Consider the following 25382-nt stretch of genomic DNA (forward strand, 5'->3'; position numbering starts at 1 on the left):
GGGGCCGATACAATGGCGCAACCGCCGCGGCGGCCGCGCGCGGGCGCACGGGCATGCCGGCCACCGGCGCGCCGCCTCGCCGGCCCGATGGGCCGCCCGGCCCCCGCCCACTCGAGATGGCGACACCGATGCGCAAGAAGAAATCCCCCGTCAAAGACCTGCTGCTCACCCGTTATGCGCCGATCGCCGACGGTATCGCCGCGCTGTTCTTCCCGTACGCGGAAGTCGTGATCCACGACCTGCACGACCAGACCGTGCTGTATCTCGCGAACAACCTGTCGAAGCGCGAGGTCGGCGACGATTCCGCGCTGGAGGAAATCGATCATTCCGCGCGCGAGCGCGTGATCGGCCCGTACGAGAAGCTGAACTGGGACGGCCGGCGGATGCGCTGCGTGAGCAACGTGCTGTTCGACGACGAAGGCCACCCGGCCGGGATGATGTGCATCAACTTCAACATCGCGGTGTTCGACGAGGTGCGCGCGACGCTCGACCTGTTCATCAAGGGTGCGGGCGTGATCGCACAGCCGGACGAGCTGTTCCGCGACGACTGGCAGGAGCGCATCAACACGTTCCTGCACGGCTGGCTGCGCGAGCGGCAGGTCGGGCTGAACGGGCTCACGCGCGAGCACCGGCGCGAGCTCGTCGAAGCGCTATACGCGGAGGGCGCGTTCCGCGGCAAGAGCGCGGCGAACTACGTCGCGAATGTGCTCGGGATGGGCCGCGCGACGGTCTACAAGCACCTCAAGCACCTGAAGGAAACGCAGGGCGACGCGTAAGCGAAACGCGGGGGCGGGCGGGTTCGCCCGTTCGCCGGAACGACGAAACGCCCGTTCGTCGGGACGCGCGGCGGCGGCCGGTATCGGCCATCGCTATCGGTGCGCCGCTTCCGTGTCTATGCTTCGTGATGCGGCGGGCGCCCGTTTCACGCGCCCGCCCGGCCTGGACGAAGCGTCGAAGCACAAGTGATATAGTCCCGGTTACATTTTTTTTGCTGCCCGGAACCGCCCATGACGACCGCTCCCGCCCCGATTGCCCGCCCGACCCTGACCGTCGAAATCTGGTCCGACCTGATCTGCCCGTGGTGCTGGATCGGCAAGCGCCGCTTCGACGAGGCGCTCGCCGCGTTCGCGCACGCCGAGCGCGTCGACGTCGCGCTGCGCGCATACCGGCTGATGCCGGGCCAGCCGGTCGAGCCGGTCGAGGCAATGCTCGCCGGCAAGTACCGGATGTCGCTCGCGCAGGTCGACCAGATGCTGCGCCAGGTGACCGATGCGGCCGCGAGCGTCGGGCTGCGTTACGACCTGCCCGGCACGCTCGTCGGCGACACGCTCGACGGCCACCGGCTCGTGAAGCTCGCGGAAGCGACGGGCCGCGCGCACGCGCTGACCGAGCGGCTGTACCGCGCGTATTTCTGCGAGCACGGCTCGTTGTTCGATCACGCCGAGCTCACCGAATTCGCGGTCGAAGCGGGGCTCGAGCGCGCGGCCGTCGAAGACGTGCTGCGCAGCGACCTGTATCGCGACGAAGTCGAAGCCGATATCGCGCGCGCCGCGCAGATCGGCGGGCGCGGCGTGCCGCTGTTCGTGTTCGGCGGCCGTTACGCGGTGTCGGGCGCGCAGCCGGCCGACGCGTTCGCGCAGGCGCTCGACCAGGCATGGCGCGACGGCATCGTCGAGCTCGACGGCAGCGACGCGGCCGCCTGCGGCCCCGACGGCTGCGAACTGCCGGCGCGCACATAACGCCCGTCGCATCCGTCACGCGCGTCCCGCCCGAACGCGCGACTACGCATCGCTCCTGCCACAAACCGGCAGGAAGCCCGCGCCGAGGGGGCCTACAATGCATCCTTTCAAATAACTATCAGAAGGCTGCAAGCCCATGACCCACGGGATCCACGGCGAGAAGCGCTGGTACGCGCTGATCGTCCTCTGCCTCGGCGTGCTGATGATCGTGCTCGACAGCACGATCGTGAACGTTGCGCTGCCGTCGATCAGCACCGACCTCCATTTCACCGAAACGGCCCTCGTGTGGGTCGTCAACGCGTACCTGCTGACGTTCGGCGGCTGCCTGCTGCTCGGCGGCCGGCTCGGCGACCTGTATGGCCAGCGGCGCATGTTCCTCGCCGGCCTCGTCGTGTTCACGCTCGCGTCGCTCGCATGCGGCCTCGCCCAGTCGCAGACGATGCTGATCGCCGCGCGCGCGGTGCAGGGGCTCGGCGGCGCGGTGGTGTCGGCCGTGTCGCTGTCGCTGATCATGAATCTCTTCACCGAGCCCGGTGAGCGCGCGCGGGCGATGGGCGTGTACGGCTTCGTCTGCGCGGGCGGCGGCAGCATCGGCGTGCTGCTCGGCGGGCTGCTGACGAGCTCGCTGTCGTGGCACTGGATCTTCCTCGTCAACCTGCCGATCGGCATCGCCGTCTATGCGATGTGCGTCGCGCTGCTGCCGCGCCTGCGCGCGCCGGCCGGCGCCGCACGGCTCGACGTCGCGGGCGCGGTCACCGTGACCGCGTCGCTGATGCTGGCGGTCTACGGGATCGTCGGCGGCAACGAAGCCGGCTGGCTGTCGACGCAGACCGTCGTGCTGATCGGCGCCGCGGCCGCGCTGCTCGCCCTGTTCATCGCGATCGAGGCGCGCGCCGCGCATCCGCTGATGCCGCTCACGCTGTTCGCCGCGCGCAACGTCGCGCTCGCGAACGTGATCGGCGTGCTGTGGGCGGCCGCGATGTTCGCGTGGTTCTTCCTGTCCGCGCTGTACATGCAGCGTGTGCTCGGCTACCGGCCGCTGCAGGTCGGTCTCGCGTTCCTGCCGGCGAACCTGATCATGGCCGCGTTCTCGCTCGGGCTGTCCGCGCGCATCGTGATGCGCTTCGGGATCCGCGGCCCGATCGCGGCCGGCCTGCTGATCGCGGCCTGCGGCCTCGCCCTGTTTTCGCGCGCGCCGGTGGACGGCGGCTTCGCCTGGCACGTGCTGCCCGGCATGACGCTGCTCGGCATCGGCGCGGGCGTCGCGTTCAACCCGATGCTGCTCGCCGCGATGAGCGACGTCGATCCGGCCGATTCCGGGCTCGCGTCGGGGATCGTCAACACCGCGTTCATGATGGGCGGCGCGCTCGGCCTCGCCGTGCTCGCGAGCCTCGCGGCCGCCCGCACCGACGTGCTCGCGGCCGCGAACGCCGCGCCGCTCGACGCACTGAACGGCGGCTACCATGCAGCCTTCGCGTTCGGCGCGGCATTCGCTGCCGCCGCCGCGCTGATCGGGCTCGCGCTGCGCATCCGGCGGCAGGACGCAGTCGAAGGTACCGGCCCCGCGATGCACTGACGCCGACGAGCCGCAGGCGGCGGATGAATCCGGCCGTCTGTATCGAACCTGGGGCGCGCACCGTCGCGCCCTTTTTCTTCTTCCGGGTGCCGCGCACCGCCGGTCCTGTCGTGGCAAGCCGGCACCGGCCACCACGTTGGCCCTGCCCCGTTCAAACGCCCGTTTCAGCGCCGCCTGCCGCCCGCGCCTTCCCGGCCGATTTTTAACGCAGTCGTACACCGACCCGCCACATTTGCGACAATGGCGGACTTTGACCCACGCGCCGCTGCCGCCGAACGCCGCATAACTGCCTCCTTCCGATGTCGCTTCCCCATATCGATCTGCTGTACTCGTTGTCCGGCCTGTTCGTCGGCATCCTCGTCGGCCTGACCGGCGTCGGCGGTGGTTCGTTGATGACGCCGATCCTCGTGCTGCTGTTCGGCGTCCACCCCGCGACGGCGGTCGGCACCGACCTGCTCTATGCGGCGGCGACCAAGGCCACCGGCACGCTCGTCCACGGCCTGAAGGGTTCGATCGACTGGCGCATCACGGGCCGGCTCGCGGCAGGCAGCGTGCCGGCCGCGGCCATCACGCTGTGGTGGCTGCACACGCACGGGATGAATACGCCGGGCACCGCGCGGATGATCCAGCTCGTGCTCGGCGTCGCGCTGCTGCTCACGTCGCTCGCGCTGATCTTCCGGCCCCAGCTCACCGCGTTCGCCGCGCGCAACCCGCTCACACCGAGCCCCGCGCGCACGCTGTGGTCGACCGTGCTGACGGGCGCCGTGCTCGGCGTGCTCGTGTCGATGACGTCGGTCGGTGCCGGCGCGATCGGCGTCACCGTGCTCCTGCTGCTGTATCCGATGCTCGCGACGACCCGCATCGTCGGGTCCGACATCGCGCACGCGGTACCGCTCACGCTGGTCGCCGGCATGGGCCACTGGCTGCTCGGCTCGGTCGACTGGTCGATGCTGCTGTCGCTGCTGCTCGGCTCGTTGCCGGGCATCGTGCTCGGCAGCCTGCTGTCGGCGCGCGCACCCGAGCGGCTGCTGCGCAACCTGCTCGCCGCGACGCTCGTCGCGGTCGGCGTGAGGCTCGTGCTCGCGTAGGCGGGCGCCGATCCCGCCCTTCGCCCGCGGTTGCGCTTTTTCCCGGCCAGCGCCGCCGACGCGCCGCGCCCGCCTCCGCTGCGATGAAAAACAGCCCGACCGGCCTGCGCCGATCGGGCTGTCGTCCATCCGGGGCGGCTCGAGCCGCCCGCTCCGCTTACTGCCCTTGCTGCTGCAGTTTCTGCTGCTTGAGCTGCTGCGTGCGCGCCTGCAGCTTCAGCACCCGCTGCAGGGCGGTGCGGTTCGCGAGGATCCCGTCGTAGAAGTTGGCGAGATCGCCCTTCAGCGCGGTCCGCGACGCGTCGTTCAGGTAGATCATGTGGCCCGACGGGTAGTTCTTGATCGTCAGGTTCTGCGCCTTGAGCGTCGGGTCGAGCGGCATCTGCGCGAGCGTCAGCTCCGTCTGGTGGAACGGCGTGACGGCGTCGAAATAGCCGTTCGCCGACAGCACCTTCAGGTCCGGGTTCACGCTCATCGTCGACGCCAGGTCGCCGGCCGTGTACAGCGTGTTGCCGCCGCCCTTGTTCGCGCCGGTCGGGTCGGTGTGGCTGAAGTCCCAGTTGTTGAAGACCTGGTCGTTCAGGTCCACGAACGACGACGTCGACGTGTACTTGAGGTCGGTGTTGATGTAGCTGTTCCACAGCACCGTATACGCGCCGCCGACGTTCGTGATCGACGGATCGTTGCTGCCCGAGTTCGGCAGGATGTACGGCGCGATGCCCTTGCCCGTGAAGTTCGCGCGACCGTCGTACTGGCCGATCTGCGTGCCCGGCACGAGCGTCAGGAAGAACGTGTACGGCGGGTTGTCGTCCGACGACGGCACGTTGCCGAGCGCGGCCGGGTTGCCGAACGTCTGGATCAGCGACGTCGGGTCCGTGCCGATGTACGCGCCCATCTGCTGCGCGGTCTGCAGGTTCAGGTTCAGCCGCACGTTCACGAAGCCGCCGTCCTGCGGGTTCGGCTTCTGCGCGAGCGGCGCGAGCGTGTTGTCCGCATAGTTGCGGGCCTGGACCATGTACGCGTCGAGATCGGTCGGCGTCGGGTTGAGCGTCGTCTTCTTCCAGTAGAACGCGTCGGCCGCGAGTGTCGGGAACGTGCCCGGCGCGGACAACGCATTCGCGTAGTCGAGGATCGACGACTGCAGCGTGATCCCGTTCAGGTCGATGCCGTCCTCGTGCAGCACCCACGACACGACCGCGCTGCGCGCGGTGCCGTACGACTCGCCGTACAGGAATTTCGGCGAATTCCAGCGCGAGTACTTGGTCAGGTAGCGCTGGATGAAGCGGTCGATCGAGCGGGCGTCCTGGTCGGTGCCCCAGAAGTCCTTGTTCTTCGCCGGGGCGATCGCCGCCGAATAACCGGTGCCGACCGGGTTGATGAACACGAGGTCGGTACGGTCGAGCAGGCTGTCCGGGTTGTCGAGCAGCTTGTACGGCGCGGGCGGCGTGAAGTTCGGGAACGACGACTGCAGGCGCTTCGGCCCGTACGAGCCGAGCAGCAGGTAGACCGACGACGAGCCGGGGCCGCCGTTGTAGAAGAACGTGACCGGGCGTGGCTTCGACGGGTCCGGATTGTCCTGCGTGTACGCGACGTAGAACATCTTCGCGTTCGGCGCCGACGTGACCGGGTCGATCGTCGTCAGGTGGCCCGTGGTGGCCGTGTACTTGATGGTCTTGCCGCCGATCGTGACCGAACGGTGGACGACGGCCGCCCCTTCCGTGGAATCCGTGACCGCGTCGTTCGGCCCGGTGCCGTACACGTCGGTGTCGACGTACGGCTGGTCGGCCGCTGCGGCCGTTGCGCTGGTGTTGGCCTGCGTGCTGGCGCCAGCCGACGTCGCGGCCGCGGCGGCGGCCGAAGCAGCCGGGCTCGGCCCGTCGTCGCCGCCGCACCCCGTGACGAGCAGCGCCGCGGCCGCGGCTGCGGCGAGCGGCACGCTCAGTGTCGTTCCGAATAGCGCGAAACCGTCTTTCAAGGACTTCCGTGTCGTCATTATTGCCTCTCGAACAGAACGATAAATACCGCCGGTCGCAAAGGATCATTTGCGCCGGCGCTCCGCACCAGGAATGCATTCGTTATGCGACGCACTCCGAGTTTTTTACCGCATCGGCGAATACCGATCGGCACGATTTACCCCACCCATGTTTTTTTTTGCAACCGCACAATGGAATCAATTCCATTGCAAACGGCAATCCAATAATCCGCGGCAATACGAATTCATTGCGCGAATTTGCATGCACACAAAATCGACGGCAAAAACACACCCCGCAAGGCCCGCCCGACAAGGGCGCCTCGCTTTGAACAGACGAACGATCCCCTTCGGCGAGATACCGATTAATCGCAGAACAGCGATCAACCGCGACTCGAGCCGATTTAACAAAATCGAAAGGATCGATTAACTAAACGGAAAGGAATATCTTCGTATCCGTAATTTATTAAATTAAGTGAAAATACCGGCGCATATTAGGGTTCTGATTTAGCGCCGTAAAGTAATAATTTGTTACAGCGCTCGCCATTCGGACAAAAGCCAATCCGGGACCGATTCCATTCGCTCAAAGAAAAAAGCCGGACGGCTGTCCGGCTTCGTGCGGGCGGCGCGGCGGGCGCCGTCAGAGCGGCACGTCGATCGTGCCGGCACCGGTCGTGATCGCGTTCGCCCCCGGTGCGGCCGAGATCGGCGGCAGGTTCGCGCTCGTCAGCGCGGGCGCGGCGCCCGGCGTGCCGCCGCGCGGCACCGTGCGGATCACCTGCGACGGCGGCAGCGGCGCACCGTTCTTCAGGTGCCGCCACATCAGGTTCAGCGCCTGCACGTTGTAGTAGTGAACCGGCACGAAGCGCGTGTCGAAGCCCGGCACCGGCAGGAACGCGTCGAAGTGCTGGCCATTCGTCACCTCGTAGAACACGAGCCGGCTGCGCCCGCCTTCGCTGATGCCGTTCTGCGCGACGTACGCGCGCGATGCGTGATTCACGGGCACCAGCGCATCGCTGCGGCCCTGGACGATGATCGCCGGCTTGCCCTGCAGGTTCGCGTTCACGCGCACCGCGTCGACGTTCGCGGGCATGCCGAGCATCCCGTTCGTCCAGAGCTGGCGCAGGCACAGCGCGCCCGCGAAGCTCGCATCGGGTGTCGCGAGCCGGTGGTCGATACCCGCGCCCGTGTTGAACACCAGGTTGATGCCGGCCGTCGGCGGCACGCCGTTGCCGGCGCCGAAGACGGCCGGCATCGGCGACGTGGCCGGCGCGGCGACGGCGCCCGTTGCCGGGTTCGTCGTCGCGAAGCTGAAATTGCACAGGTTGTCGGTGACGCGCGAGCGCGTGTATGCGTTCGCATACGTGACGGCGATCGCCGGAATCGCCTGCGAATCCCACATCGGCGCTTGCAGCAGGTCGGAATCGGCAAGGTAGCCGGCCGCGTGGAGCTGCGCGAGCGCGTCGGCGGCCTGGCTTTGCGTATCGGCCCCCGCCACGAGCCCGGCCGCGGCGAGCGTCGCGCAGCGCTGCGTGCGGATCGACTGCGTGGTCGCCGCCGGCAGCGCGCTCAGGTACGGCGCACCGGCGAGCGACGCCGACGCGGCCGCGCACGGCTGAAGCAGGTTCGCGAGGGTCGCGTAGTCGGCCAGCGGCCGGCCGAACGACGGCACCGGCTGGCCGCCCGAGCGCACGACCGCATTCGGCGCCATCCGCACGTTGATTTGCGGCTCGCCGACCACGACCGCGGTGATCCAGCCGCGACTGTCCTGTTCGGCCGCCGCGAGCGACGCGCCGCCGCCGTTGCTGACCGACGCGGCGATCGTCGTGATGTCGCCCGCGCGATAGCGCACGCCGTGATGCGAGCTGTCGATCAGCGGGCCGAACTGCTCGTTGAGCGCCCAGTACGCGAACTCGACCGACTGCAGCGTCACGCGCCCCCAGTCCTGCTCGGGATTCTGCTGCGAATGCGCGTGCTTGAACGCATAGCGGTTCGGGAAGCGGGAATTGAAGGTGGCGAGATCGCCGCTCGTCACGTTGGCGGTGAACAGGCTCGCGGTGCCGGCCAGCACCGCGTTGGCGAGCGTGCCGTCGATCAGCGTGACGGTGTCCGACATGAGTTCGTGCGCGCCGTTGCCGCCGCCCTTGTCGTTGTAGGCGACCGCGCAGCCGCGCTTGAGCGCCCATTCGCCGGCCGCGGAAATCGCGCCGTACACGCCGCGCGAGCCCGACGACGTCGCGGTGACGATGCACGGCTGCGCGGGATTGAAGCTGGCGGGCACCTGCACGAGCAGCGTCACGTTCTTGCTGCCGCTGCCGTCGTCGGAATACGCGAGATATTCGGTGCCGGGGATCTTGCCTTCGCCGAGCGTGTCGTTGCCGTCGAGATCGACGTTCGGCCCCCAGAAGCGGCCGTAGCCGCCGTTCGCGCTCATGTCGACGAGCGCGCGGTAGTTCGACCAGATCGCGAGGCGGCGCAGCTCGGCGCTCGTCGGCCGGGCGGCGTTCGCGAAGCCGGGGGCGGTGGCCGAGCCGAGGCCCGTCTTGCCGAGGCCGGCCGTCAGCAGGTCGTCGCTCGCGCCGTCATAGGCTGTCGTGCGCACGTTGCCGGACACGAAACCGGGCAACCGGTTGCGCTCGGCCGATTCGTCGCCGTTACAGGCGCCGAGTAGCGCGATCGCGGCCAGCGCCGCGCCGAAAACCATCCGCCTGCCCCACCCGAGCCTCGTCATCGCCGCCCTCTCGATATCGTTATCGGTCCGCCGCCGCTTCATGCGGCTTGCGGCCTCTCAAGCGCAAACGGGCCCCGGCATGCCGGGGCCCGCCTGGAAACGGGCGCACGCGGCGCTCGCGCGCCGCCGCCCGGCATCACTGCTGCTGAACCGTCAGCTTGTTCGTGACCGACGTCACGCCCGCCACGCCCTTGGCTGCAGCTTCGGCCTTGTCGATCTGGTCCTGGGCCGGCATCGTGCCTTCCAGCGTGATCGCGCCGCCCTTCGAACGCACGACGAGGTTCGACACGTTCACGCCCGATTCCTTCGAAATCGCCTTGCGCACCGTATAGCCGAGCTTGCGGTTCGCCTTCTTCGCGGTTTTCGCGGCGGCCTTCGGCGCGCTGGTCGCTGCCGCGGGCGCTTCCGTTGCCGCCGCATCGCTCGACTGCGCATACACGCTGCCCGACAGACAGGCCGCCACGGCGGCGACACCCAACGCTCTCAACACGATCGACTTCATGCTATCTCCTTATCACTCCGGAACGGCCGTGCACAGTACGGCCGGATACCCCCAAAAACAGCCGGCCCGCGCGCGAACGGGCGGGACAGCCGGTGTTTTCCACGGCGATACGAGAGAGGCAAGACGGGCTGGCGGACGGCGCACGCGGGAGCGGGCCGGCCGGGCCGGACAGCCGCCGGCCGGACGCGCCCGGTCTCATTGCGTGCCGGGTCGCGCGCGAATCGGGCGCGGCTGCGTCGCACAATGTAATCCAGCGCCCGCGGAAGCGCAAAGCTTTTGACGCGGCGGCCCCCGCCGCTGTCGTCGCGCCGCCGCGCCGCACTCGCGCACGCACCGCGAAACCGGGTACCATCGCCGCGAGAATCCGCCTCGTCCGCGCCGACCGTCACCGATACGTCACGCCAGCGTCATCCGCCGCTCCCCATGAAGCCAGCCCGCCCCCGCCCGCCTCGCCGCATCCTCGCCCGCTTCGTCGCGGTGTCGTGGCGCGACCTCGCGCTGTCGATCGGCCCCACCGTGCTGCTCGCGGCCACGGCCGTCTGGCTCGCGGTCAAGCTGATCCAGCCGGCCCCGCCGTCCACGCTCGTGATCTCGTCCGGGCCGCCCGGCAGCACGTACTGGAACGCCGCGCAGAAATACAAGACGATCCTCGCGAAGAACGGCGTCACGCTCGACGTCCAGTCGTCCGAAGGGTCCGCCCAGAACCTCGCGCGGCTGTCGAACCCGAACGCGCCGGTCGACGTCGGCTTCGTGCAGAGCGGCATCGGCCCGAAGGAGCGCGACGAGCACCTCGTGTCGCTGGGCAGCATCGGCTACGTGCCGCTCGCGATCATGTACCGCGGCCCGGTCGTCGCGCGCCTGTCCGATTTCAAGGGCAAGCGGCTCGCGCTCGGCGCGGAAGGCAGCGGCGCGCGCGAACTGAGCCTCGCGCTGCTGAAGATGAACGGCATCGTGCCGGGCGGGTCGACCGAGCTGCTGCCGACCGCCGGCGAGGATGCAGCCACTGCGCTGCTCGACGGCAAGATCGACGCGGCATTCCTGTCCGGCGACTCGACGCAGATCCCGGTGATGGCGAAGCTGTTCCGCGCACCGGGCGTGCACGTGTATTCGTTCACGCAGGCCGAGGCGTACGCGCGGCGCTTCCCGTACCTGACCGCGATCACGCTGCCGATGGGCGTCTACGATCTCGGCCGCAACCTGCCGCCCGCCGACATCCACACGGTCGCGCCGACCATCGAGCTGGTCGCACGCGACTCGCTGCACCCCGCGCTGTCCGACCTGCTGATCGAGGCCGCGCGCGAGGTGCACGGCCACGCGACGATCCTGCAGCACGCGGGCGAATTCCCGTCGTCCGTCACGCGCGGCTTCCCGCTGTCCGACGACGCCGCGCGCTACTATAAATCCGGCAAGTCCTTCCTGTACCGGCGGCTGCCGTTCTGGGTCGCGAGCCTCGTCGACCGGCTGCTCGTCGTGGTCGTGCCGCTGATCGTCGTGCTGATCCCCGGGCTGCGGCTCGTGCCGTCGCTGTACGGCTGGCGCGTGCGCTCGCGCATCTACCGCTGGTACGGCGCGCTGATCGCACTCGAGCGCCGCGCGCTCGGCGAGCACACGGCCGAGGAGCGCGTGCAGTTGCTCGACGAACTCGACGACATCGAGGAAGCCGTGAACCGGATGAAGATGCCGCTCGCCTATGCGGGCCAGTTCTACGTGCTGCGCGAGCACATCGGCTTCGTGCGCGAACGGCTCACCGCGCACGACCACGACACGCCGGCGGGCCCGCCGGGCGCCGACGGTGCGCCGCAGGCACGTGCCGACGCCGCGCCGCCGGCCGGCGCGCCCCCTCGGGCGACTCCCGGTTCCGCTTGAGCGGACGATCCGCGATCATTGCCGCATGCGTGCGCCGCCGCGTAACATGGAGGCCGCCGCCAGACGCCGCACGCCCCATCCACTGGAGATCGACATGACAACCGGCCTCGATATCGCCCAGCCCGCCTGGTTCTTCGACTTCGTGTCGCCGTTCTCCTACCTGCTCCTCGAACAGCACGACAAGTGGCCGGACGTGCCGTTCGAACCCGTCGCCGTGTCGCTGCCCGACCTGCAGCGGCACTGGGGGCAGCGCCCCAGCGCCGACGTGCCGGCCAAGCGCGTGTTCACGTACCGTCACGCGCTGTTCCGCGCCGAGCAGCTCGGCATCCGCTTCAAGATGCCGCCCGCGCACCCGTTCGAGTCCGACAAGGTGCTGCGCCTCGCGATCGCGCTGCGCGCCGACATCGCGACCGTGCTGGAGATGTTCCGCTTCATCTGGCGCGACGGCAACGACCCGTCGACGCCGGAAGGGTTCGCGGCATTGTGCGAGCGGGTCGGCGTCGGCCACGGCGACGAGCTGATCGAATTCGAGGAGACCGCCGCGCAGCTGGCGCGCAACAACGCCGACGCGATCGCGCTCGGGGTGTTCGGCGTGCCGACGTTCTGGATGAACCGGCAGCTGTTCTGGGGCGAGGACGCGCTGCCGATGGTGCTGTACTGCGCGCGCACGCCGAACTGGCTCGAATCGCGCGAGGTCAAGCGGATCAGCGCGCTGCCGAAGGGCCGCGCGTGATGGCCGGTATCACGCACGGCAACGCGCGATTACGGTAACGTTACGCGTCACCCGAATCACCCCCACCGATGGAAGACGACGACCGTACCGCCTCGCTCGATATCTGGCTCGTGCGTGTGCTGCGCACGCTGCTGCTCGAGCGCAGCGTCACGCAGGCCGCGCTGCGGCTGAACCAGACCCAGCCCGCGATCAGCACCGCGCTGCGCAAGCTGCGCGAGACGCTGAACGACCCGATCCTCGTGCGCGGCAAATCCGGCATGGTGCCGACCGAATACGGCGCGTCGCTGCTCGAGGCCGCGCAGCGCGCGCTGCGCGAGGTCGATTTCATCGCGACGCCGCACGGCGACTTCGATCCGTCGTCCGCACGACGCACGTTCCGCGTCGCCGCGCCCGATTACCTGAACGATTTCTTCATGCCGACGCTGATCGAACGCTTTCGCGACGCGGCGCCGCATGCGCACCTGGAAATCGATTCGCTGAATCCCGCGCTCGATCACGCGGGCGCGCTCGAATCCGGCGCGCTCGATCTCGTGATCGGCAACTGGCCGAAGCCCGACCCGCAGTTCGCACGCCAGGACCTGTTCTCCGACACGATCGTGTGCCTGATGCGCGACGCGCACCCGCTCGCGCGCGGGCCGCTCACGCGCGAAGCGTACGCGTCGGCCGCGCACGTCGCGCCGACGCCGTACACCGGCGACAAGCGCAACGCGATCGAGATCGGCCTTGCGCGCGCGCACCTCACGCGGCGCATCGTGACGACGCTTCCGTACTTCGGGATCGTGCCGCAGGTGCTGCTGCAGTCTGACCTGATCTTCACGACGACGCGCCGCTTCGCGACGCATTATGCGCAGTTGCTGCCGCTCGTCGTCGTCACGCCGCCGGTGCCGTTTCCGCGTATCAAGAGCTACCTGCTCACGCATCCGCAACCCGACCGGCCGACCGACATCGCGTGGCTGTGTGCGCTGATGCAGAGCGTGTCCGACGAGCTGACGGTCGCCCGCGGCCGCAAGCGCTGAGCCGCGAACGTCGAGCCTCGGCGCGGCCACTCAGGCCGCTCAGGCCGTGCAGAAGGTTTCCTGCAGATGGGTCCAGCGCACGACGCCCGCCGCGTCGCGTTCGAACACGGCGGTCGCGCGGCGCGCGGGCAGCTCGCCCGAGGCCGCGTGCTGCGCTTCGAGATAGGTGAGCGTCGCATGCGACGCGTCGGCCGTGAGCACGCGGGTATCCGACAGCGTGATGCGCAGCCCCGGCTTCGCGCCGGCGAGCTTCGCGAACAGCGCGCGCGTGCCGTCGTGGTCGACCTCGCGGCCGTCGGTCAGGATCATCGTGAAATCGGCGGAGAACCAAGCGAGCAGCGCGTCGAGCGCCCCGGGCGCGGTATCGGCGCCGGACAGCCAGCGCTCGATGGCGACGAGGCTCGCATCGAGCGTGTCGAGATAAACCTGGTGATCGGACATGGTGCGTGCACGGTAAGGCGCGGCCCGGTGCCGCGCGTCGTCGTGCAGTGTATGCAAAAACGCGCGGCCATGCGCTGGCCGCGCGGTGCTATCGCGCGCAGGACACGTCGTCGCGCGCACGCCCCGCCGCCGCGGCCTTCGTATCGGCCACCGGCATGCCCGAGCGCGCCTGCAGCAGCTCCGCGCACACGGCCACCGCGATCGCGCCCGGCGCCTTGTCGACGATGCCCGCGACGCCGATCGGGCACACCATCTCGACGAGCCGCGCCGGATCGACGCCGCGCGCGGCAAGCCGGCGTTCGAACTTCACGCGCTTGGTGCGCGAGCCGATCATCCCGAAGTACGCATAGTCGCGCCGCCGCATGATCTGCGCGGCGAGCGAGAAGTCGAGCGCGTGGTTGTGCGTCATCACGAGGAAATATGCGCCGGGCGGCGCCGCGTCGACGACGGCCTCCGGCGTGTCGGTCGGCTCCGGCTGCACGTTCGGCGGACATTCGTCCGGGAACAGCTCGTCGCGCGTGTCGACCCACTGCACGACGCACGGCAGCGCGCCGAGCAGCGTGACGAGCGCGTGACCGACGTGCCCGGCGCCGAACAGCACGATGTGCATCGGCGCCCGCGTGCCGCTCGCGCGGTTGCGCTGGCCGGTGCCCTGCGCGAACGCCTCCGGCGGCGCGGTGCGAAGCGAGCGCGTGGGGCCGTTCATGTCAGCCTCCGTCGGGCCGCCCCAAGGAGGCTGACCGCCCCCATCGGAAGCAGCGAACAAAGCGAGCACGGGAGCCGTTTCATCTCAGCCTGCCTGACCGGCGCGCGCCGCACGCACTGCGCTGACCGCGCGCAGGATCGACTCACCGGTGGCCGGCGCATCGAGCGGCGGGTTCACCTGGTAGTCGCCGACCGCGGCCACCGCGTCGCGCACCGCGAAGAACACCGAGAACGGCAGCAGCAGCGGCGGCTCGCCGACGGCCTTCGAACGGTGGATGCTGTCCTCGACGTTGCGGTTCTTGAACAGCTGCACGTTGAACTCGGGCGGCGTGTCGTTCACCGTCGGGATCTTGTACGTCGACGGCGCATGCGTCATCAGCTTGCCGCCCTTGTTCCACCACAGCTCCTCGGTCGTCAGCCAGCCCATCCCCTGGATGAACGCGCCTTCGACCTGGCCGATGTCGAGCGCCGGGTTCAGCGATGCGCCCACGTCGTGCAGCGCATCGACGCGCAGCGTGCGCATCTCGCCCGTCAGCGTGTCGATCACGACTTCCGACACGGCCGCGCCGTACGAGTAGTAGTAGAACGGCCGGCCCTGCAGCTTCGACTGATCCCAGTACAGCTTCGGCGTCGCGTAGAAACCGTCGGACCACAGCTGCACGCGCGCGAGGTACGCCTTCGCGATCACGTCGCCGAACGGCACGCCGTTGCCGCCGATCCACACGAAATCGTTGCCGAACTTCACGTCGGCCGCATCGACCTTGCCGTCGCCGAACTGCTTCGCCGCGAACACCGCGAGCCGCTCGCGCAGCTGGCGCGCCGCATCCTGCGCGGCCTTGCCGTTCAGGTCCGAGCCCGTGGAAGCGGCCGTCGCGGACGTGTTCGCGACCTTGCTGGTGTCGGTCGCCGTCACGCGGATCCGGCCGAAGCGGATGCCGAGCTCGTGCGCGACGACCTGCGCGACCTTCGTGTTGAGCCCCTGCCCCATCTCCGTGCCGCCGTGGTTCACGAGCACCGAGCCGTCGGTATAGATGTGCACCAGCGCGCCGGCCTGGTTGAAGTGCGTGACGTTGAACGCGATGCCGAACTTCACCGGCGTGAGCGCGATGCCCTTCTTCAGCACCGTGTTGCGCGCGTTGAATTCGCGCACGCCCGCACGCCGCGCGCGGTAGTCGCTCGTCGCCTCGAGTTCGCCGAGCAGCTCCTGCAGCACGTTGTCCTCGACCGTCTGTCCGTAAGGCGTCACGTTGCGTTCGGTCTTGCCGTACAGGTTCGCGTAGCGCACGTCGAGCGGATCGCGATCGAGCGAGCGCGCGATGTCGTCGAGGATGTACTCGATCGCGAACGCGCCCTGCGGGCCGCCGAAGCCGCGGAACGCGGTGTTCGACTGCGTGTTGGTCTTGCCGCAGTAGCCGGCGATGTTCACGTCGCCGAGCCAGTACGCGTTGTCGAAATGGCATACCGCGCGTGTCATCACCGGGCCCGACAGGTCGGCCGAGAAGCCGCAGCGCGACGTCATGTCGAGCGCGACGCCGTCGATGCGGCCGTCGTCGTCGTAACCGACGTCGAAGCGGTAATGGAAGTCGTGACGCTTGCCGGTGATCATCATGTCGTCGTCGCGATCCGGACGCAGCTTCACCGGGCACAGCAGCTTCCACGCGGCGAGCGCCGCGCAGCACGCGAACAGGCCCGACTGCGATTCCTTGCCGCCGAACCCGCCGCCCATCCGGCGGCACTCGACGAGCACGTTGTGCGACGCGACGCCGAGCACGTGCGCGACGAGGTGCTGCATCTCGCTCGGGTGCTGCGTCGAGCAGTACACGTGCATCCCGTCGTCGTCCTTCGGCACTGCGTACGCGATCTGCCCTTCGAGGTAGAACTGCTCCTGGCCGCCGAGCAGCATTTCGCCCGACTCGCGGTGCGGTGCGGCGGCGAGGCGTGCCGCCGCGTCGCCGCGCGCGAGCTTCAGCGGCGGGATCACGTAGGTTTCGGCCGCGCGCGCTTCCTGCGCGGTGAGAATCGCCGGCAACTCCTCGTAGTCGACCTGTGCGCGGCGCGCGGCAAGCCGCGCGGTTTCATGCGACGTCGCGACGACGATGAACATCGGCTGGCCGACGAACTGCACGATGCCCTTCGCGAGCACCGGGTCGTCGTGGATGATCGGGCCGCAATCGTTGACGCCCGGGATGTCGTCGGCCGTGAACACGGCGACCACGCCCGGCGTCGCGCGCACCGCGTCGAAGTTCATCGACACGATCTTCGCGTGCGGTTTCGCCGACAGGCCGAGCGCCGCGTGCAGCGTGCCCGCGACGATCGGGATGTCGTCGGTGTAGGTGGCACGTCCGCTGACGTGCAGGTGCGCGGATTCGTGCGCGCGCGAGACGTGGACCTGCGCGGCGTCGGCTTGCGGATCGAGGGTGTTCAGGAACGGTTCTGCTTGCTGGTTCATGTTCGGGGTTCTCCGTCTTCAGACGCGCGCCGCGTCGGTGCCGGTTTCGGCGGCCACTTCACGCACATTCAGGGCTTGCGGCGGCAGCGGGTCGTGCGGGCGCGTCTCCAGCCAGAATCGGTACATCAGGTTCTTCGCGGTATCGAGGCGGTACGTGCTCGTCGCGCGCATGTCGGACAGCGGCTGGTAGTCGCGCTCGAGCGCCTGCATCGCGGCCTGCGCGGTGGCTTCGTGCCATTGCGCGCCGTCGAGCACGCTCTCCGTGTGCGTCGCGCGCTTCGGCGTCGCGGCCATCCCGCCGAACGCGATGCGCGGCTCGCGGATCGTGTCGCCGTCCGCGATGAACGCGAACGCCGCGCACACGGCCGAGATGTCGGAGTCGAACCGCTTCGACAGCTTGTACGTGCGGAACTGCAGCTTCGCGCGCGCGCCGGTGCGGGTCGGCACCTTCAGGCCGACGACGAATTCGTGCGGCGCCATATCCTTCTGCTGGTAGCCCGTGTACAGCGCCTCGAGCGGCAGCTCGCGCACCGTGTCGCCGCCGCGCAGCACCACGCGTGCGCCGAGCGCGATCAGGCCCGGCATCGAATCGCCGATCGGCGAGCCGTTCGCGACGTTGCCGCCGATCGTGCCGGCGTTGCGGATCGGCAGCGACGCGAAGCGCTTCCACATTTCGGTCAGCTCCGGATATGTACCGGCCAGCGCCGCATACCCGTTCTCGACCGTCACGCCCGCACCGATCTCGATCCAGTCGTCGCCGTGCACGACGCGCTGCAGTTCGGCGATCCGGCCGACGTAGATCAGGTCGTCGAGCCGGCGCATCTGCTTCGTGACCCACAAGCCGATATCGGTGCTGCCCGCCAGAATGCGCGCGTCGGGCCGCTCGACCTTCAGCGCGGCCAGCGCGTCGAGCGTGCGCGGCGCCGCGAAGCGCGCGCCGTCGTGCGTCGTGTAGTCGAACGTGTCGTCGCGCTTGAGCGACGCGAGCGTGCGGGCCAGCGCGGCCGTGTCGACCGGCGCCGACGGTGCCGGTGCGTCGAACATCTGCACCGCGGCATCGACGATCGGCCGGTAGCCGGTGCAGCGGCACAGGTTGCCGGTCAGCGCATCGGCGATCTCGGTGCGCGTCGGCACGTCCTTCGCCTTCGCGCACGCGCTGCCGCAGCCTTCGTGGCCGTGCTTCTCGTACAGCGCCCACATCGACATCACGAAGCCCGGCGTGCAGAACCCGCATTGCGAACCGTGGCAGTCGACCATCGCCTGCTGCACCGGATGCAGCGCGCCGTCCGGCTGACGCAGGTCCTCGACCGTCAGCAGCGCCTTGCCGTCGAGCGTCGGCAGGAACTGGATGCATGCGTTGACGGCCTTGAACTCGACCGCGCCGGTGTCGGTCAGCTCGCCGACGACGACCGTGCATGCGCCGCAGTCGCCTTCCGCGCAGCCTTCCTTGGTGCCGGTGCAATGCGCGTCCTCGCGCAGATACTGCAGCACGGTGCGGGTGACGTCCGCGCCGCTGACTTCGCGGATCGCGTGACGATGGTAGAAGCGGATCGGCTCACTCATGTCTCGATGATTCTTCAAATGGGGGGCAAGGCGGCCTGCGCAGTGCGCTCGACCGACGTTTTTCTGACAGTTTGCACGCTAACACCATCAAATTTCGCAACCCATAGCCCATCACGCATGGGGCCCATATAACTGCCGCGATATGAACGCTGGGGAACGCCGGGGAACGCCGGGGCCGCCCGCAGCCCTTTCCGCACGGTGCCCCGCCCCCGTTCCCGACGCCTTCAACACCGTCCGCCATCGTCAAAAACGGGGTGCGACTAACTAAATGGTACCTGCGTGAAAACCGGTTCCATGGGAAAATCCCGATTCCCTTTTTCGCCGTCTTCCGCTCGTTCCGTTCATTCGTTCCGACCCCATGTCAACAGATTCCGCCACACCGCCGCGCAGCGGGTTCGCGGTCACGCTGCAAATCGTGTCCGTCGTCTGCTTCACGTTCATCTGCTACCTGACCATCGGCCTGCCGCTCGCGGTGCTGCCGGGCTTCGTCCATGACGACCTCGGTTTTTCCGCGATCGTCGCGGGCGGCGCGATCAGCGTCCAGTATTTCGCGACGCTCGCGTCGCGGCCGCTCGCCGGGCGCTTTGCCGATACGCTCGGGCCGAAGCAGACGGTGCTGCGCGGGCTGGTCGGCTGCGGGGTGTCGGGCGTGCTGCTGCTCGTCGCGCTGCTGCTCGCGCACTGGCCAGTCGCGAGCCTCGTGCTGCTGGTCGCGAGCCGTCTCGTGCTCGGCGTCGGCGAGAGCCTGTGCGGCACCGGTGCGATCCTGTGGGGCATCGGCCGGGTCGGCGTCACGCACAACGCGAAGGTCATCTCGTGGAACGGGATCGCCACCTACGGCGCACTCGCGCTCGGCGCGCCGGTCGGCGTCGCGATCGCGCATACGCTGAATCCGGCGCTGATCGGCGTGATCGTGATCGCGCTCGCCGCGGCCGGCTTCTATCTCGCACGCCTGATCGATTCCGTGCCGCTCGTGCACGGCGAACGGATGTCGTATGCGAGCGTGTTCACGCGCGTGCTGCCGCACGGCCTCGGCCTCGCGCTCGGCTCGGCCGGCTTCGGCTCGATCGCCACCTTCGTCACGCTGTACTACGCGGCGCGCCACTGGCCGAACGCCGCACTGTCGCTGACCGTGTTCGGCACGCTGTTCATCGGTGCGCGCCTGCTGTTCGCGAACACGATCAAGACGTACGGCGGCTTCCGCGTCGCGATCGTGTCGTTCGCGTTCGAATGCTCGGGCCTCCTGCTGCTGTGGCTCGCGCCCGTGCCGCATGTCGCGCTCGTCGGCGCCGCGCTGACGGGTTTCGGCTTCGCACTGATCTTCCCGGCACTCGGCGTCGAGGCCGTCGCGCTCGTGCCGCCCGCGAGCCGCGGCGCGGCGCTGTCCGCGTACTCGGTGTTCCTCGACCTGTCGCTCGGCATCACGGGCCCGCTCGCCGGCTATGTCGCGGGCGCGTTCGGTTATCCGCAGGTGTTCCTGTTCGCGGCGGTGGCCGCCGCCGCGGGCGTCGCACTGTCGATGGTGCTGTACCAGCGGCAGGCGCGCGTTGCGGGGCGCGGCGCGGCGGCATGAGCGCCCGGGCCGCGGGATATCGCGCGGGCCCTCCTTCCGACGAAAGCCGCGCGGGGCCATTCGTCGGCGTCCGGCGAGGCACGGCTTGACGTGACTTAACGCGGCAGTATGTTGAAGTCCCGCAGCACGCGGGCAGCGTCGACGTGGCGCCGGAACGGCACGGCGCGCTCGAGCGTGAGCTTCGGTTCGGCACGATCGAAAAGCACGAGCGCTTCCGACGTGTTGAGATGGCGTGACATATACAGAAAACCGTCGACCCGGCGGCCATGCCCGTGCACGGCGAGCGACCATTGCTGCGGGATGCCGTACAGTACGACGGTCGACAGCGCGCCGTCGCCGCCAAGGTTTTTCAGCGGCAAGCCGTGCCGGACGGCCACTGTCAGCGGCGAGCCGGTAAACGACAGCACGAAGCGCTCGAGCTCCGTCGTCACGAGCGGAAAGCCGCCAACGGCGAGATCGGCGACTTCGTCGTGCAGCACCGTCTCGGCGAACGCACAGTGCAGGTCGAAACCGAAATAGCTGGTGCCATACCGGCGCTGCTTGCGCGGGTCGTCGAAACGGTTGCCGCCCGACTTGCCGAAGTACGGCTCGCCCGTCTCGTACCGGGAAACGCGCACCAGCGCCGCCGGCGGAATCGTCCGCGTAACCAGCGTCGCATTCGCGAAGTGTTCGCTCGGCGGCCTCAACGTCAACCGCGCCTCCTAGCGTTCCGCGAACGCCGCCGCGGCACGCTCGACCTCGGCACGCTTCCCCTGCGACAGCGCCTTCAGCGGCGTGACATTGCCGAGGGACGCCTTGGGCGTCGTGAAGAATTGCCATTTGCTCCACCCCGGCAACCCACCGAGGCATTGCGTCACCTTTCCGAGCGTCTTGCGATCGATATCGCCCGTCAGATAAAAGGCCGGGTAGTACTGCGCCGCCCCCACGTCGACCGCGAAGATGCGCCCCGACACGACCGCCTTGCTGAGCGCCTGCCGTGTCATGCCGAGCCCTGCCCAGATCTCCGCGGCCGGCAGCAGCGCGCCCTTCGAGACGAGCGCCCGCCGTTCGGCCAGCGCACGCTGCTCGAAATCGGCGGCCGCGGCATCCGCGCGGGCCGCCGGCCTCGCAGGCGGTTTCCTGCGAACGGACGGTTGCCTGTCGCGGGTCGCGGCGGCAGCGATGCCGAACGTGATCGTGCCGGCCAGATCGATGACCTGGGCGATGCCGACCTTGAACAAGTGCCCCAGCTGTTCGTCCGACAGCCTGAGCAGCGCCCGGGCCCGATCGGGCCCGAGCATGGTCGCGGCGCCGACGGCGCTGCGCAGCGCCTCCTCGGTCTCGACATCGAGAACCGCAGCCGCGCCTTCAAGCGCATGAGCCTGCCTGACCATCGCTACCTCCTCGCACGACCGGAAGCTCGAGAGTAGGCTCGATTCGAAACCAAGTCAACCATGACAACCAAACTGACGAGCGGGCAGGCGACATCGGGCAGCCCCCTCATCCGTCACGCCGTCCTCGGAAACAGCCTCCGCGTCAGGTCGAACGCAACCAGGTTGCCGGCCACCACCAGCAGCAGCCCGACCACCGCGAGCGGCGACCACTGGTAATCCTCGAACACCGTCGACACCGCCAGCGCGACGATCGGGAACAGCACCGTGCAGTACGCGGCACGCTCCGGCCCGATCCGGCCGACAAGGGTCAGATAGGCGGTGAACCCGATCACCGAGCCCGGCACGGCCAGGTAGACGAGCGCGCCGAGATAACGCGGGCTCGTGTCGAGCGTGAACGGCAAGCCGGCCGCTGCGCTGCCGACGGTCAGGATCGCCGCGCCGATCAGCATCGCCCAGCCGTTGGTCACGAGCGGGTGCAGCCCCATCGACTGCATCCGGCTCGACAGCAGGTTGCCGGCCGAGAAGCACATCGTGCCCGCAAGCGCGATCGCGAGCCCCGTCCAGGTCGCGTGGTCGTCGAGATGGCCGGCCATCTGCTGCCAGAACAGGCACGCGATGCCGGTCAGGCCGAGCAGCGCGCCGGCGATCGCCGACGGCCGCAGCGGGCGGCCCATGAACAGCCGGCCGTTGATCGAATTCAACAGCGGCGCGGTCGAGAAGATCACCGCGACGAGGCCGCTCGGCACGACCTGTTCCGCGTAGTAGAAGCACAGGAAGTTCAGGCAGAACAGCGCGAAGCCCTGCGCCAGCAGGAAACGCCACGCTTCGCGCGGCGGGCGCACCGGCCGGCGCATCACGCGCAGCAGCGCGAACAGCACGGCGGCCGCGAGCCAGAAGCGCCATGCGATCGACACGGGCGGCGGCACGGAGCCGAGCTGCCACTTGATCGCGATCCAGGTGGTGCCCCAGATCAGCACGGTGACGAAATAAAGCGACAGGTTCATGGCGGCGACGATCCAAAAAGACGGGTGAAACGGGACTCCGACTATGCCGCCGCCCAACGCGCGCCGATTGTCCGGAATTGCTGTCTTTTTCGGGCCGCCGCCCGCGGCGCCGCCCGCCCGCTTATACTCGGCCCATCATGAGCCTCACCCTTTCCGCGCCCCCCATCGACCACCCCGCCGCCCTGGCCGGCGGCGATCTGCCGTTCGGCCTGCAGTCGGTCTGCCGCACGCTCGCCGACGCGAACGCGACGCTCGAGCGCTTCGCGTGGCTCGGCGACCATCTCGCGATCGCCGAATGGACGCGGATCACCGACGAAAGCGAGACGATCTACGAGCAGCCGGGCCACCACACGCTGTCGTGCTACCTCGACGGCGGCTACCAGACGGAACGCCAGCGCGTGCCGCGCTACGGTGCGCCGAGCCTGCTGTGCGCGCTGCCCGGCGACCACGAATCACGCTGGTGGGTGCGCGGCGAGATGCACTTCATCCACCTGTATTTCCTGCCCGAGCACTTCACGCAGCGCGCGATCCGCGAACTCGACCGCGAGCCGCGCGAGCTGAAGCTCGCCGACCGCACCTACTTCGAGGATGCGCGCGTCGCCGCCCTGCTGCGCTCGCTCGCGCTGGACGGCTGGGACGATGCCGACGAGCGGCTGCGCGTGAACGAGACCGCACACGAGGTGCTGAGCCTGCTGCTGCGCGGGCAGAGTACGACCCGCACCGACACGTCGTTCCGCGGCGGGCTCGCGCCGGCCGTGCGCCGCCGCGTGCGCGACTACATCGACACGTACCTGACGCAACCGCTGACGCTCGGTGAACTCGCCGACGTCGCCGCGCTGTCCGAGTACCACTTTTCGAGGATGTTCCGGTTGTCGTTCGGCCGGGCGCCGCACGCGTGGGTGGCCGAGCAACGGCTGGCGCGGGCGCGCGAGCTGTTGCGCACGACGGCGCTGCCGCTCGCGCAGATCGCGGCCGACTGCGGCTATGCGAACGCCGGCCACTTCAGCCATCGCTTCCGCGACGCTCACGGTACGACGCCGAATACCTACCGGCGTGCGATGCAGGGCCGCTGAGCGCGGCCCCGTCGCCGCTTACGCGCCGCGCCGCGACAGTTCCTGTTCGAGCGCCGCGACGCCGGCCGGCAGGTCGACCGGCACCTTCAGGTCGACCATCGTGCGACCGAACGCATGCAGCGTCCGGAACAGGTTGTGTTCACGGCACTGCTCGCCCATCTGTCCGATCCGCACGATCGGCAACCCGAACGAGCCCGAGATCTCAACCTGGTACTGCTTCGAGATGTGGCCGCAGATCATCCCCGGCGTCAGCCCTTCCGGCGTCTCGATCCCGACGACCGAGTTCAGCCGGCAATCCTTCGGCGCATAGAGCCTGAGCCCCATCGACTCGACGCCTGCCTGCAGCGCTAGCGAGCAGCGCAGGTGGCGCGCGAAACGGCTTTCGAGCGTCTCCGCGCAGACGAGCCGCAGCGCTTCGTGCAGCGCGAGCACGCCCGACACGGGCGCCGTGTAGTGATAGCCCGCGTTGTGCCAGAAATTCTCCGCGAGCGCCATGTCGAGGCACCAGTGCGCGTTCGGTTCGGGGCGCTGCTTCATCCGGTTCCACGCGGCGTCGGAGAACGCGATCAGCGATACGCCGGGAATCGACGACAGCCCTTTCTGGCCGCCGGTGATCACCGCGTCGATGCCCCACGCGTCCATCTCGAGCGGCATCGTCGACAGCGTGCACACCGCGTCGACCACGACCAGCGCGCCGGCCGCCTTCGCGAGCGCCGCGATGTCGCGCAGGTCGCGGTTCCACACGGTGTTCGACGTCTCGCCCTGCACGATCGTGACGATCTCGGGCCGCTCGCGCGCGATGGCATCCGCGATCTCGTCGAGGCTCGCGACCGCGCGATCGGCCACTTCGAGCGTCGCGACGTCGGCGCCGACGCGCGTGGCCATCTCGGCCATCCGCGCGCTGAAGAAGCCATTGCGGATCGACAGCACGCGGGTACCGCGCCACGCGAGGTTCGAGATCGCCATTTCCATCGCGGCCGAACCGGGGCCCGCGACGCCGAGCACCCACTTCGTGCGGGTCTGGAACACGTAGCGCGCCATCTCCTTCACCTGCTCAATGATCTTCGCCATCGTCGCGCCGAGGTGGTTGATCACGATCGTGTTCGCCTTCGCGACGGCGGCCGGGATCGGAACCGGGCCGGCCCCCATCATCAGCAGCGGTTCTTCGGGCAGGATCGCGTCGAGCGGCACGACGACGGGACAGGGAATCGGCGAGTAATCGATGGACATGGCGGGTAAAAGGTGAGGAAAGGAAGTGCACGGACGCTCGCCGCGCTGCATGGCGAACTGATCGATCATTCCGTGTTCCGCCGCCTCGCGCAAGAGGCACGCACGGCCGGACAGCGCAACGCTGGCCCGGTCGCCGGACCGGGCCAGCCAGCCGTGCGCGTGCCGCACGCCAGCCATTCGAAATGAGAAACGATTGCGGGCGAGGTTGTGAAACGGTTCCATTCGTGCGCCAAGCGCACGATTTTCTCCGTCAATAACACCGTGATTCGTCGAAACCGCCGGTTCAATGCAACTTCTGCATCAAAAAAATAGACCGAATCCGCCCTAAAAATCGCCTCATGGAATCCGGCACGCAAAATCGACGTGCCGCCCCAAAAAACATCCATTACCTCTGCATGTATTGGGGTACGCTTCCCTTCAATACCGGAGCAAGTGCACCAGAATTGCCTACAACCCATTGATTTACATATGAAATACCAGAAACCCAGCGCTTGCTCTAATACCCTGCCGCCTTTGAACGGCCGGCATCGATACAGCACCGTGTTTAACGCGTTACTCCCTATTTCGATTTTCCGCAACCCGCCCCTTTTCGCAGGTTGACGGATATCGCTTCTGTATTGAACAATCGTCTGCGGAATCGAAAAAAACGATTTTTCGATACGAAGGAAAACTGGGTGCCGCGCGATACGCTTTCGAGGTTGCGCGGCGAAAAGCGTCAACCATAATCAATCAACCGGGCCAGAAATACGCA

At 68.6% G+C, this 25382-nt stretch carries 21 protein-coding genes; 9 read left to right on the forward strand and 12 right to left on the reverse strand.

The features are described from left to right. The 4 genes from L810_RS04225 to L810_RS04240 all read left to right on the forward strand — a co-directional run. A partial coding sequence (locus L810_RS04225) for a helix-turn-helix transcriptional regulator (protein WP_042973155.1) occupies positions 1-776 on the forward strand: 776 nt, incomplete at its 5' end. A 231-nt stretch (positions 777-1007) separates the two neighbouring features. Then, a complete protein-coding gene (locus L810_RS04230) occupies positions 1008-1739 on the forward strand; it encodes a DsbA family oxidoreductase (RefSeq protein ID WP_042973158.1) in 732 nt (243 codons plus the stop codon). A 136-nt stretch (positions 1740-1875) separates the two neighbouring features. After that, positions 1876-3315 (forward strand): MFS transporter, encoded by a 1440-nt coding sequence (locus L810_RS04235; protein WP_021157125.1) that lies wholly within the window; start codon positions 1876-1878, stop codon positions 3313-3315. Positions 3316-3614: 299 nt separating this feature from the next. Further along, positions 3615-4403 (forward strand): sulfite exporter TauE/SafE family protein, encoded by a 789-nt coding sequence (locus tag L810_RS04240; protein ID WP_021157126.1) that lies wholly within the window; start codon positions 3615-3617, stop codon positions 4401-4403. Positions 4404-4560: 157 nt separating this feature from the next. Here L810_RS04240 and L810_RS04245 read toward each other — a convergent pair whose 3' ends face one another. From L810_RS04245 to L810_RS04255, 3 genes are all read right to left on the reverse strand, one after another. Further along, positions 4561-6396, reverse strand: coding sequence for a S10 family peptidase (locus L810_RS04245; RefSeq protein WP_042973160.1), 1836 nt, complete (start codon positions 6394-6396; stop codon positions 4561-4563). 616 nt (positions 6397-7012) lie between these two features. Continuing rightward, the gene (locus tag L810_RS04250; protein ID WP_042973162.1) at positions 7013-9103 is read right to left on the reverse strand and encodes a D-(-)-3-hydroxybutyrate oligomer hydrolase; all 2091 of its coding nucleotides are present in this window, start codon (positions 9101-9103) and stop codon (positions 7013-7015) included. Positions 9104-9239: 136 nt separating this feature from the next. Beyond that, entirely contained in the window at positions 9240-9605 is a 366-nt protein-coding gene (locus tag L810_RS04255) for a BON domain-containing protein (RefSeq protein ID WP_021157129.1), read from the reverse strand. 423 nt (positions 9606-10028) lie between these two features. Here L810_RS04255 and L810_RS04260 point away from each other — a divergent pair, with 423 nt between their 5' ends. From L810_RS04260 to L810_RS04270, 3 genes are all read left to right on the forward strand, one after another. Beyond that, complete coding sequence (locus L810_RS04260) at positions 10029-11471, forward strand: TAXI family TRAP transporter solute-binding subunit (protein WP_042973163.1); 1443 nt, start codon at positions 10029-10031, stop codon at positions 11469-11471. 94 nt (positions 11472-11565) lie between these two features. After that, complete coding sequence (locus L810_RS04265; RefSeq protein WP_021157130.1) at positions 11566-12204, forward strand: DsbA family protein; 639 nt, start codon at positions 11566-11568, stop codon at positions 12202-12204. A gap of 68 nt (positions 12205-12272) precedes the next feature. Beyond that, positions 12273-13220, forward strand: coding sequence for a LysR family transcriptional regulator (locus L810_RS04270; RefSeq protein WP_021157131.1), 948 nt, complete (start codon positions 12273-12275; stop codon positions 13218-13220). 39 nt (positions 13221-13259) lie between these two features. Here L810_RS04270 and L810_RS04275 read toward each other — a convergent pair whose 3' ends face one another. The 4 genes from L810_RS04275 to xdhA all read right to left on the reverse strand — a co-directional run bounded on the left by L810_RS04275 (position 13260) and on the right by xdhA (position 18378). Next, positions 13260-13661 (reverse strand): nuclear transport factor 2 family protein, encoded by a 402-nt coding sequence (locus L810_RS04275; protein WP_021157132.1) that lies wholly within the window; start codon positions 13659-13661, stop codon positions 13260-13262. An 88-nt stretch (positions 13662-13749) separates the two neighbouring features. Then, positions 13750-14367 (reverse strand): xanthine dehydrogenase accessory protein XdhC, encoded by a 618-nt coding sequence (xdhC, locus tag L810_RS04280; protein WP_021157133.1) that lies wholly within the window; start codon positions 14365-14367, stop codon positions 13750-13752. 84 nt (positions 14368-14451) lie between these two features. After that, positions 14452-16815, reverse strand: coding sequence for a xanthine dehydrogenase molybdopterin binding subunit (xdhB, locus tag L810_RS04285; protein ID WP_021157134.1), 2364 nt, complete (start codon positions 16813-16815; stop codon positions 14452-14454). A gap of 18 nt (positions 16816-16833) precedes the next feature. Continuing rightward, positions 16834-18378, reverse strand: a complete 1545-nt coding sequence (gene xdhA, locus L810_RS04290) for a xanthine dehydrogenase small subunit (RefSeq protein WP_021157135.1) — start codon at positions 18376-18378, stop codon at positions 16834-16836. Between the two features lie 358 nt (positions 18379-18736). Between xdhA and L810_RS04295 the strand changes: the two genes are divergently transcribed. Next, positions 18737-19951 (forward strand): MFS transporter, encoded by a 1215-nt coding sequence (locus L810_RS04295; RefSeq protein ID WP_021157137.1) that lies wholly within the window; start codon positions 18737-18739, stop codon positions 19949-19951. 95 nt (positions 19952-20046) lie between these two features. On the opposite strand, the gene L810_RS04300 is transcribed toward L810_RS04295, so the two are convergent. The 3 genes from L810_RS04300 to L810_RS04310 all read right to left on the reverse strand — a co-directional run bounded on the left by L810_RS04300 (position 20047) and on the right by L810_RS04310 (position 22328). Beyond that, positions 20047-20643, reverse strand: coding sequence for an RES family NAD+ phosphorylase (locus L810_RS04300; protein WP_021157138.1), 597 nt, complete (start codon positions 20641-20643; stop codon positions 20047-20049). Between the two features lie 9 nt (positions 20644-20652). Continuing rightward, positions 20653-21324, reverse strand: coding sequence for a hypothetical protein (locus tag L810_RS04305; protein ID WP_021157139.1), 672 nt, complete (start codon positions 21322-21324; stop codon positions 20653-20655). A 113-nt stretch (positions 21325-21437) separates the two neighbouring features. After that, a complete protein-coding gene (locus L810_RS04310) occupies positions 21438-22328 on the reverse strand; it encodes a DMT family transporter (protein ID WP_021157140.1) in 891 nt (296 codons plus the stop codon). 137 nt (positions 22329-22465) lie between these two features. On the opposite strand from L810_RS04310, the gene L810_RS04315 reads away from it, so the two are divergent. Further along, positions 22466-23401, forward strand: coding sequence for an AraC family transcriptional regulator (locus L810_RS04315; protein WP_021157141.1), 936 nt, complete (start codon positions 22466-22468; stop codon positions 23399-23401). An 18-nt stretch (positions 23402-23419) separates the two neighbouring features. Here L810_RS04315 and L810_RS04320 read toward each other — a convergent pair whose 3' ends face one another. Together L810_RS04320 and L810_RS46880 are read right to left on the reverse strand one after the other, a co-directional pair. Then, positions 23420-24631, reverse strand: coding sequence for a pyridoxal-phosphate-dependent aminotransferase family protein (locus L810_RS04320; protein ID WP_042973165.1), 1212 nt, complete (start codon positions 24629-24631; stop codon positions 23420-23422). A 65-nt stretch (positions 24632-24696) separates the two neighbouring features. Then, positions 24697-25350: a hypothetical protein gene (locus L810_RS46880; protein ID WP_155836113.1), complete on the reverse strand. Its 654-nt coding sequence runs from the start codon at positions 25348-25350 to the stop codon at positions 24697-24699. Between the last annotated feature and the right edge of the window lie 32 nt (positions 25351-25382).

Origin of the sequence: Burkholderia sp. AU4i (assembly GCF_000466765.1) — a bacterium.
In the GTDB taxonomy this organism is placed as follows: domain Bacteria; phylum Pseudomonadota; class Gammaproteobacteria; order Burkholderiales; family Burkholderiaceae; genus Burkholderia; species Burkholderia cepacia.

Bases quoted from the DNA above. Each gene is read 5' to 3' on its own strand.
- L810_RS04230 (WP_042973158.1), top strand. From the start codon at position 1,008: ATGACGACCGCTCCCGCCCCGATTGCCCGCCCGACCCTGACCGTCGAA.
- L810_RS04235 (WP_021157125.1), top strand. From the start codon at position 1,876: ATGACCCACGGGATCCACGGCGAGAAGCGCTGGTACGCGCTGATCGTC.
- L810_RS04240 (WP_021157126.1), top strand. From the start codon at position 3,615: ATGTCGCTTCCCCATATCGATCTGCTGTACTCGTTGTCCGGCCTGTTC.
- L810_RS04245 (WP_042973160.1), bottom strand. From the start codon at position 6,396: ATGACGACACGGAAGTCCTTGAAAGACGGTTTCGCGCTATTCGGAACG.
- L810_RS04250 (WP_042973162.1), bottom strand. From the start codon at position 9,103: ATGACGAGGCTCGGGTGGGGCAGGCGGATGGTTTTCGGCGCGGCGCTG.
- L810_RS04255 (WP_021157129.1), bottom strand. From the start codon at position 9,605: ATGAAGTCGATCGTGTTGAGAGCGTTGGGTGTCGCCGCCGTGGCGGCC.
- L810_RS04260 (WP_042973163.1), top strand. From the start codon at position 10,029: ATGAAGCCAGCCCGCCCCCGCCCGCCTCGCCGCATCCTCGCCCGCTTC.
- L810_RS04265 (WP_021157130.1), top strand. From the start codon at position 11,566: ATGACAACCGGCCTCGATATCGCCCAGCCCGCCTGGTTCTTCGACTTC.
- L810_RS04270 (WP_021157131.1), top strand. From the start codon at position 12,273: ATGGAAGACGACGACCGTACCGCCTCGCTCGATATCTGGCTCGTGCGT.
- L810_RS04275 (WP_021157132.1), bottom strand. From the start codon at position 13,661: ATGTCCGATCACCAGGTTTATCTCGACACGCTCGATGCGAGCCTCGTC.
- xdhC (WP_021157133.1), bottom strand. From the start codon at position 14,367: ATGAACGGCCCCACGCGCTCGCTTCGCACCGCGCCGCCGGAGGCGTTC.
- xdhB (WP_021157134.1), bottom strand. From the start codon at position 16,815: ATGAACCAGCAAGCAGAACCGTTCCTGAACACCCTCGATCCGCAAGCC.
- xdhA (WP_021157135.1), bottom strand. From the start codon at position 18,378: ATGAGTGAGCCGATCCGCTTCTACCATCGTCACGCGATCCGCGAAGTC.
- L810_RS04295 (WP_021157137.1), top strand. From the start codon at position 18,737: ATGTCAACAGATTCCGCCACACCGCCGCGCAGCGGGTTCGCGGTCACG.
- L810_RS04305 (WP_021157139.1), bottom strand. From the start codon at position 21,324: ATGGTCAGGCAGGCTCATGCGCTTGAAGGCGCGGCTGCGGTTCTCGAT.
- L810_RS04310 (WP_021157140.1), bottom strand. From the start codon at position 22,328: ATGAACCTGTCGCTTTATTTCGTCACCGTGCTGATCTGGGGCACCACC.
- L810_RS04315 (WP_021157141.1), top strand. From the start codon at position 22,466: ATGAGCCTCACCCTTTCCGCGCCCCCCATCGACCACCCCGCCGCCCTG.
- L810_RS04320 (WP_042973165.1), bottom strand. From the start codon at position 24,631: ATGTCCATCGATTACTCGCCGATTCCCTGTCCCGTCGTCGTGCCGCTC.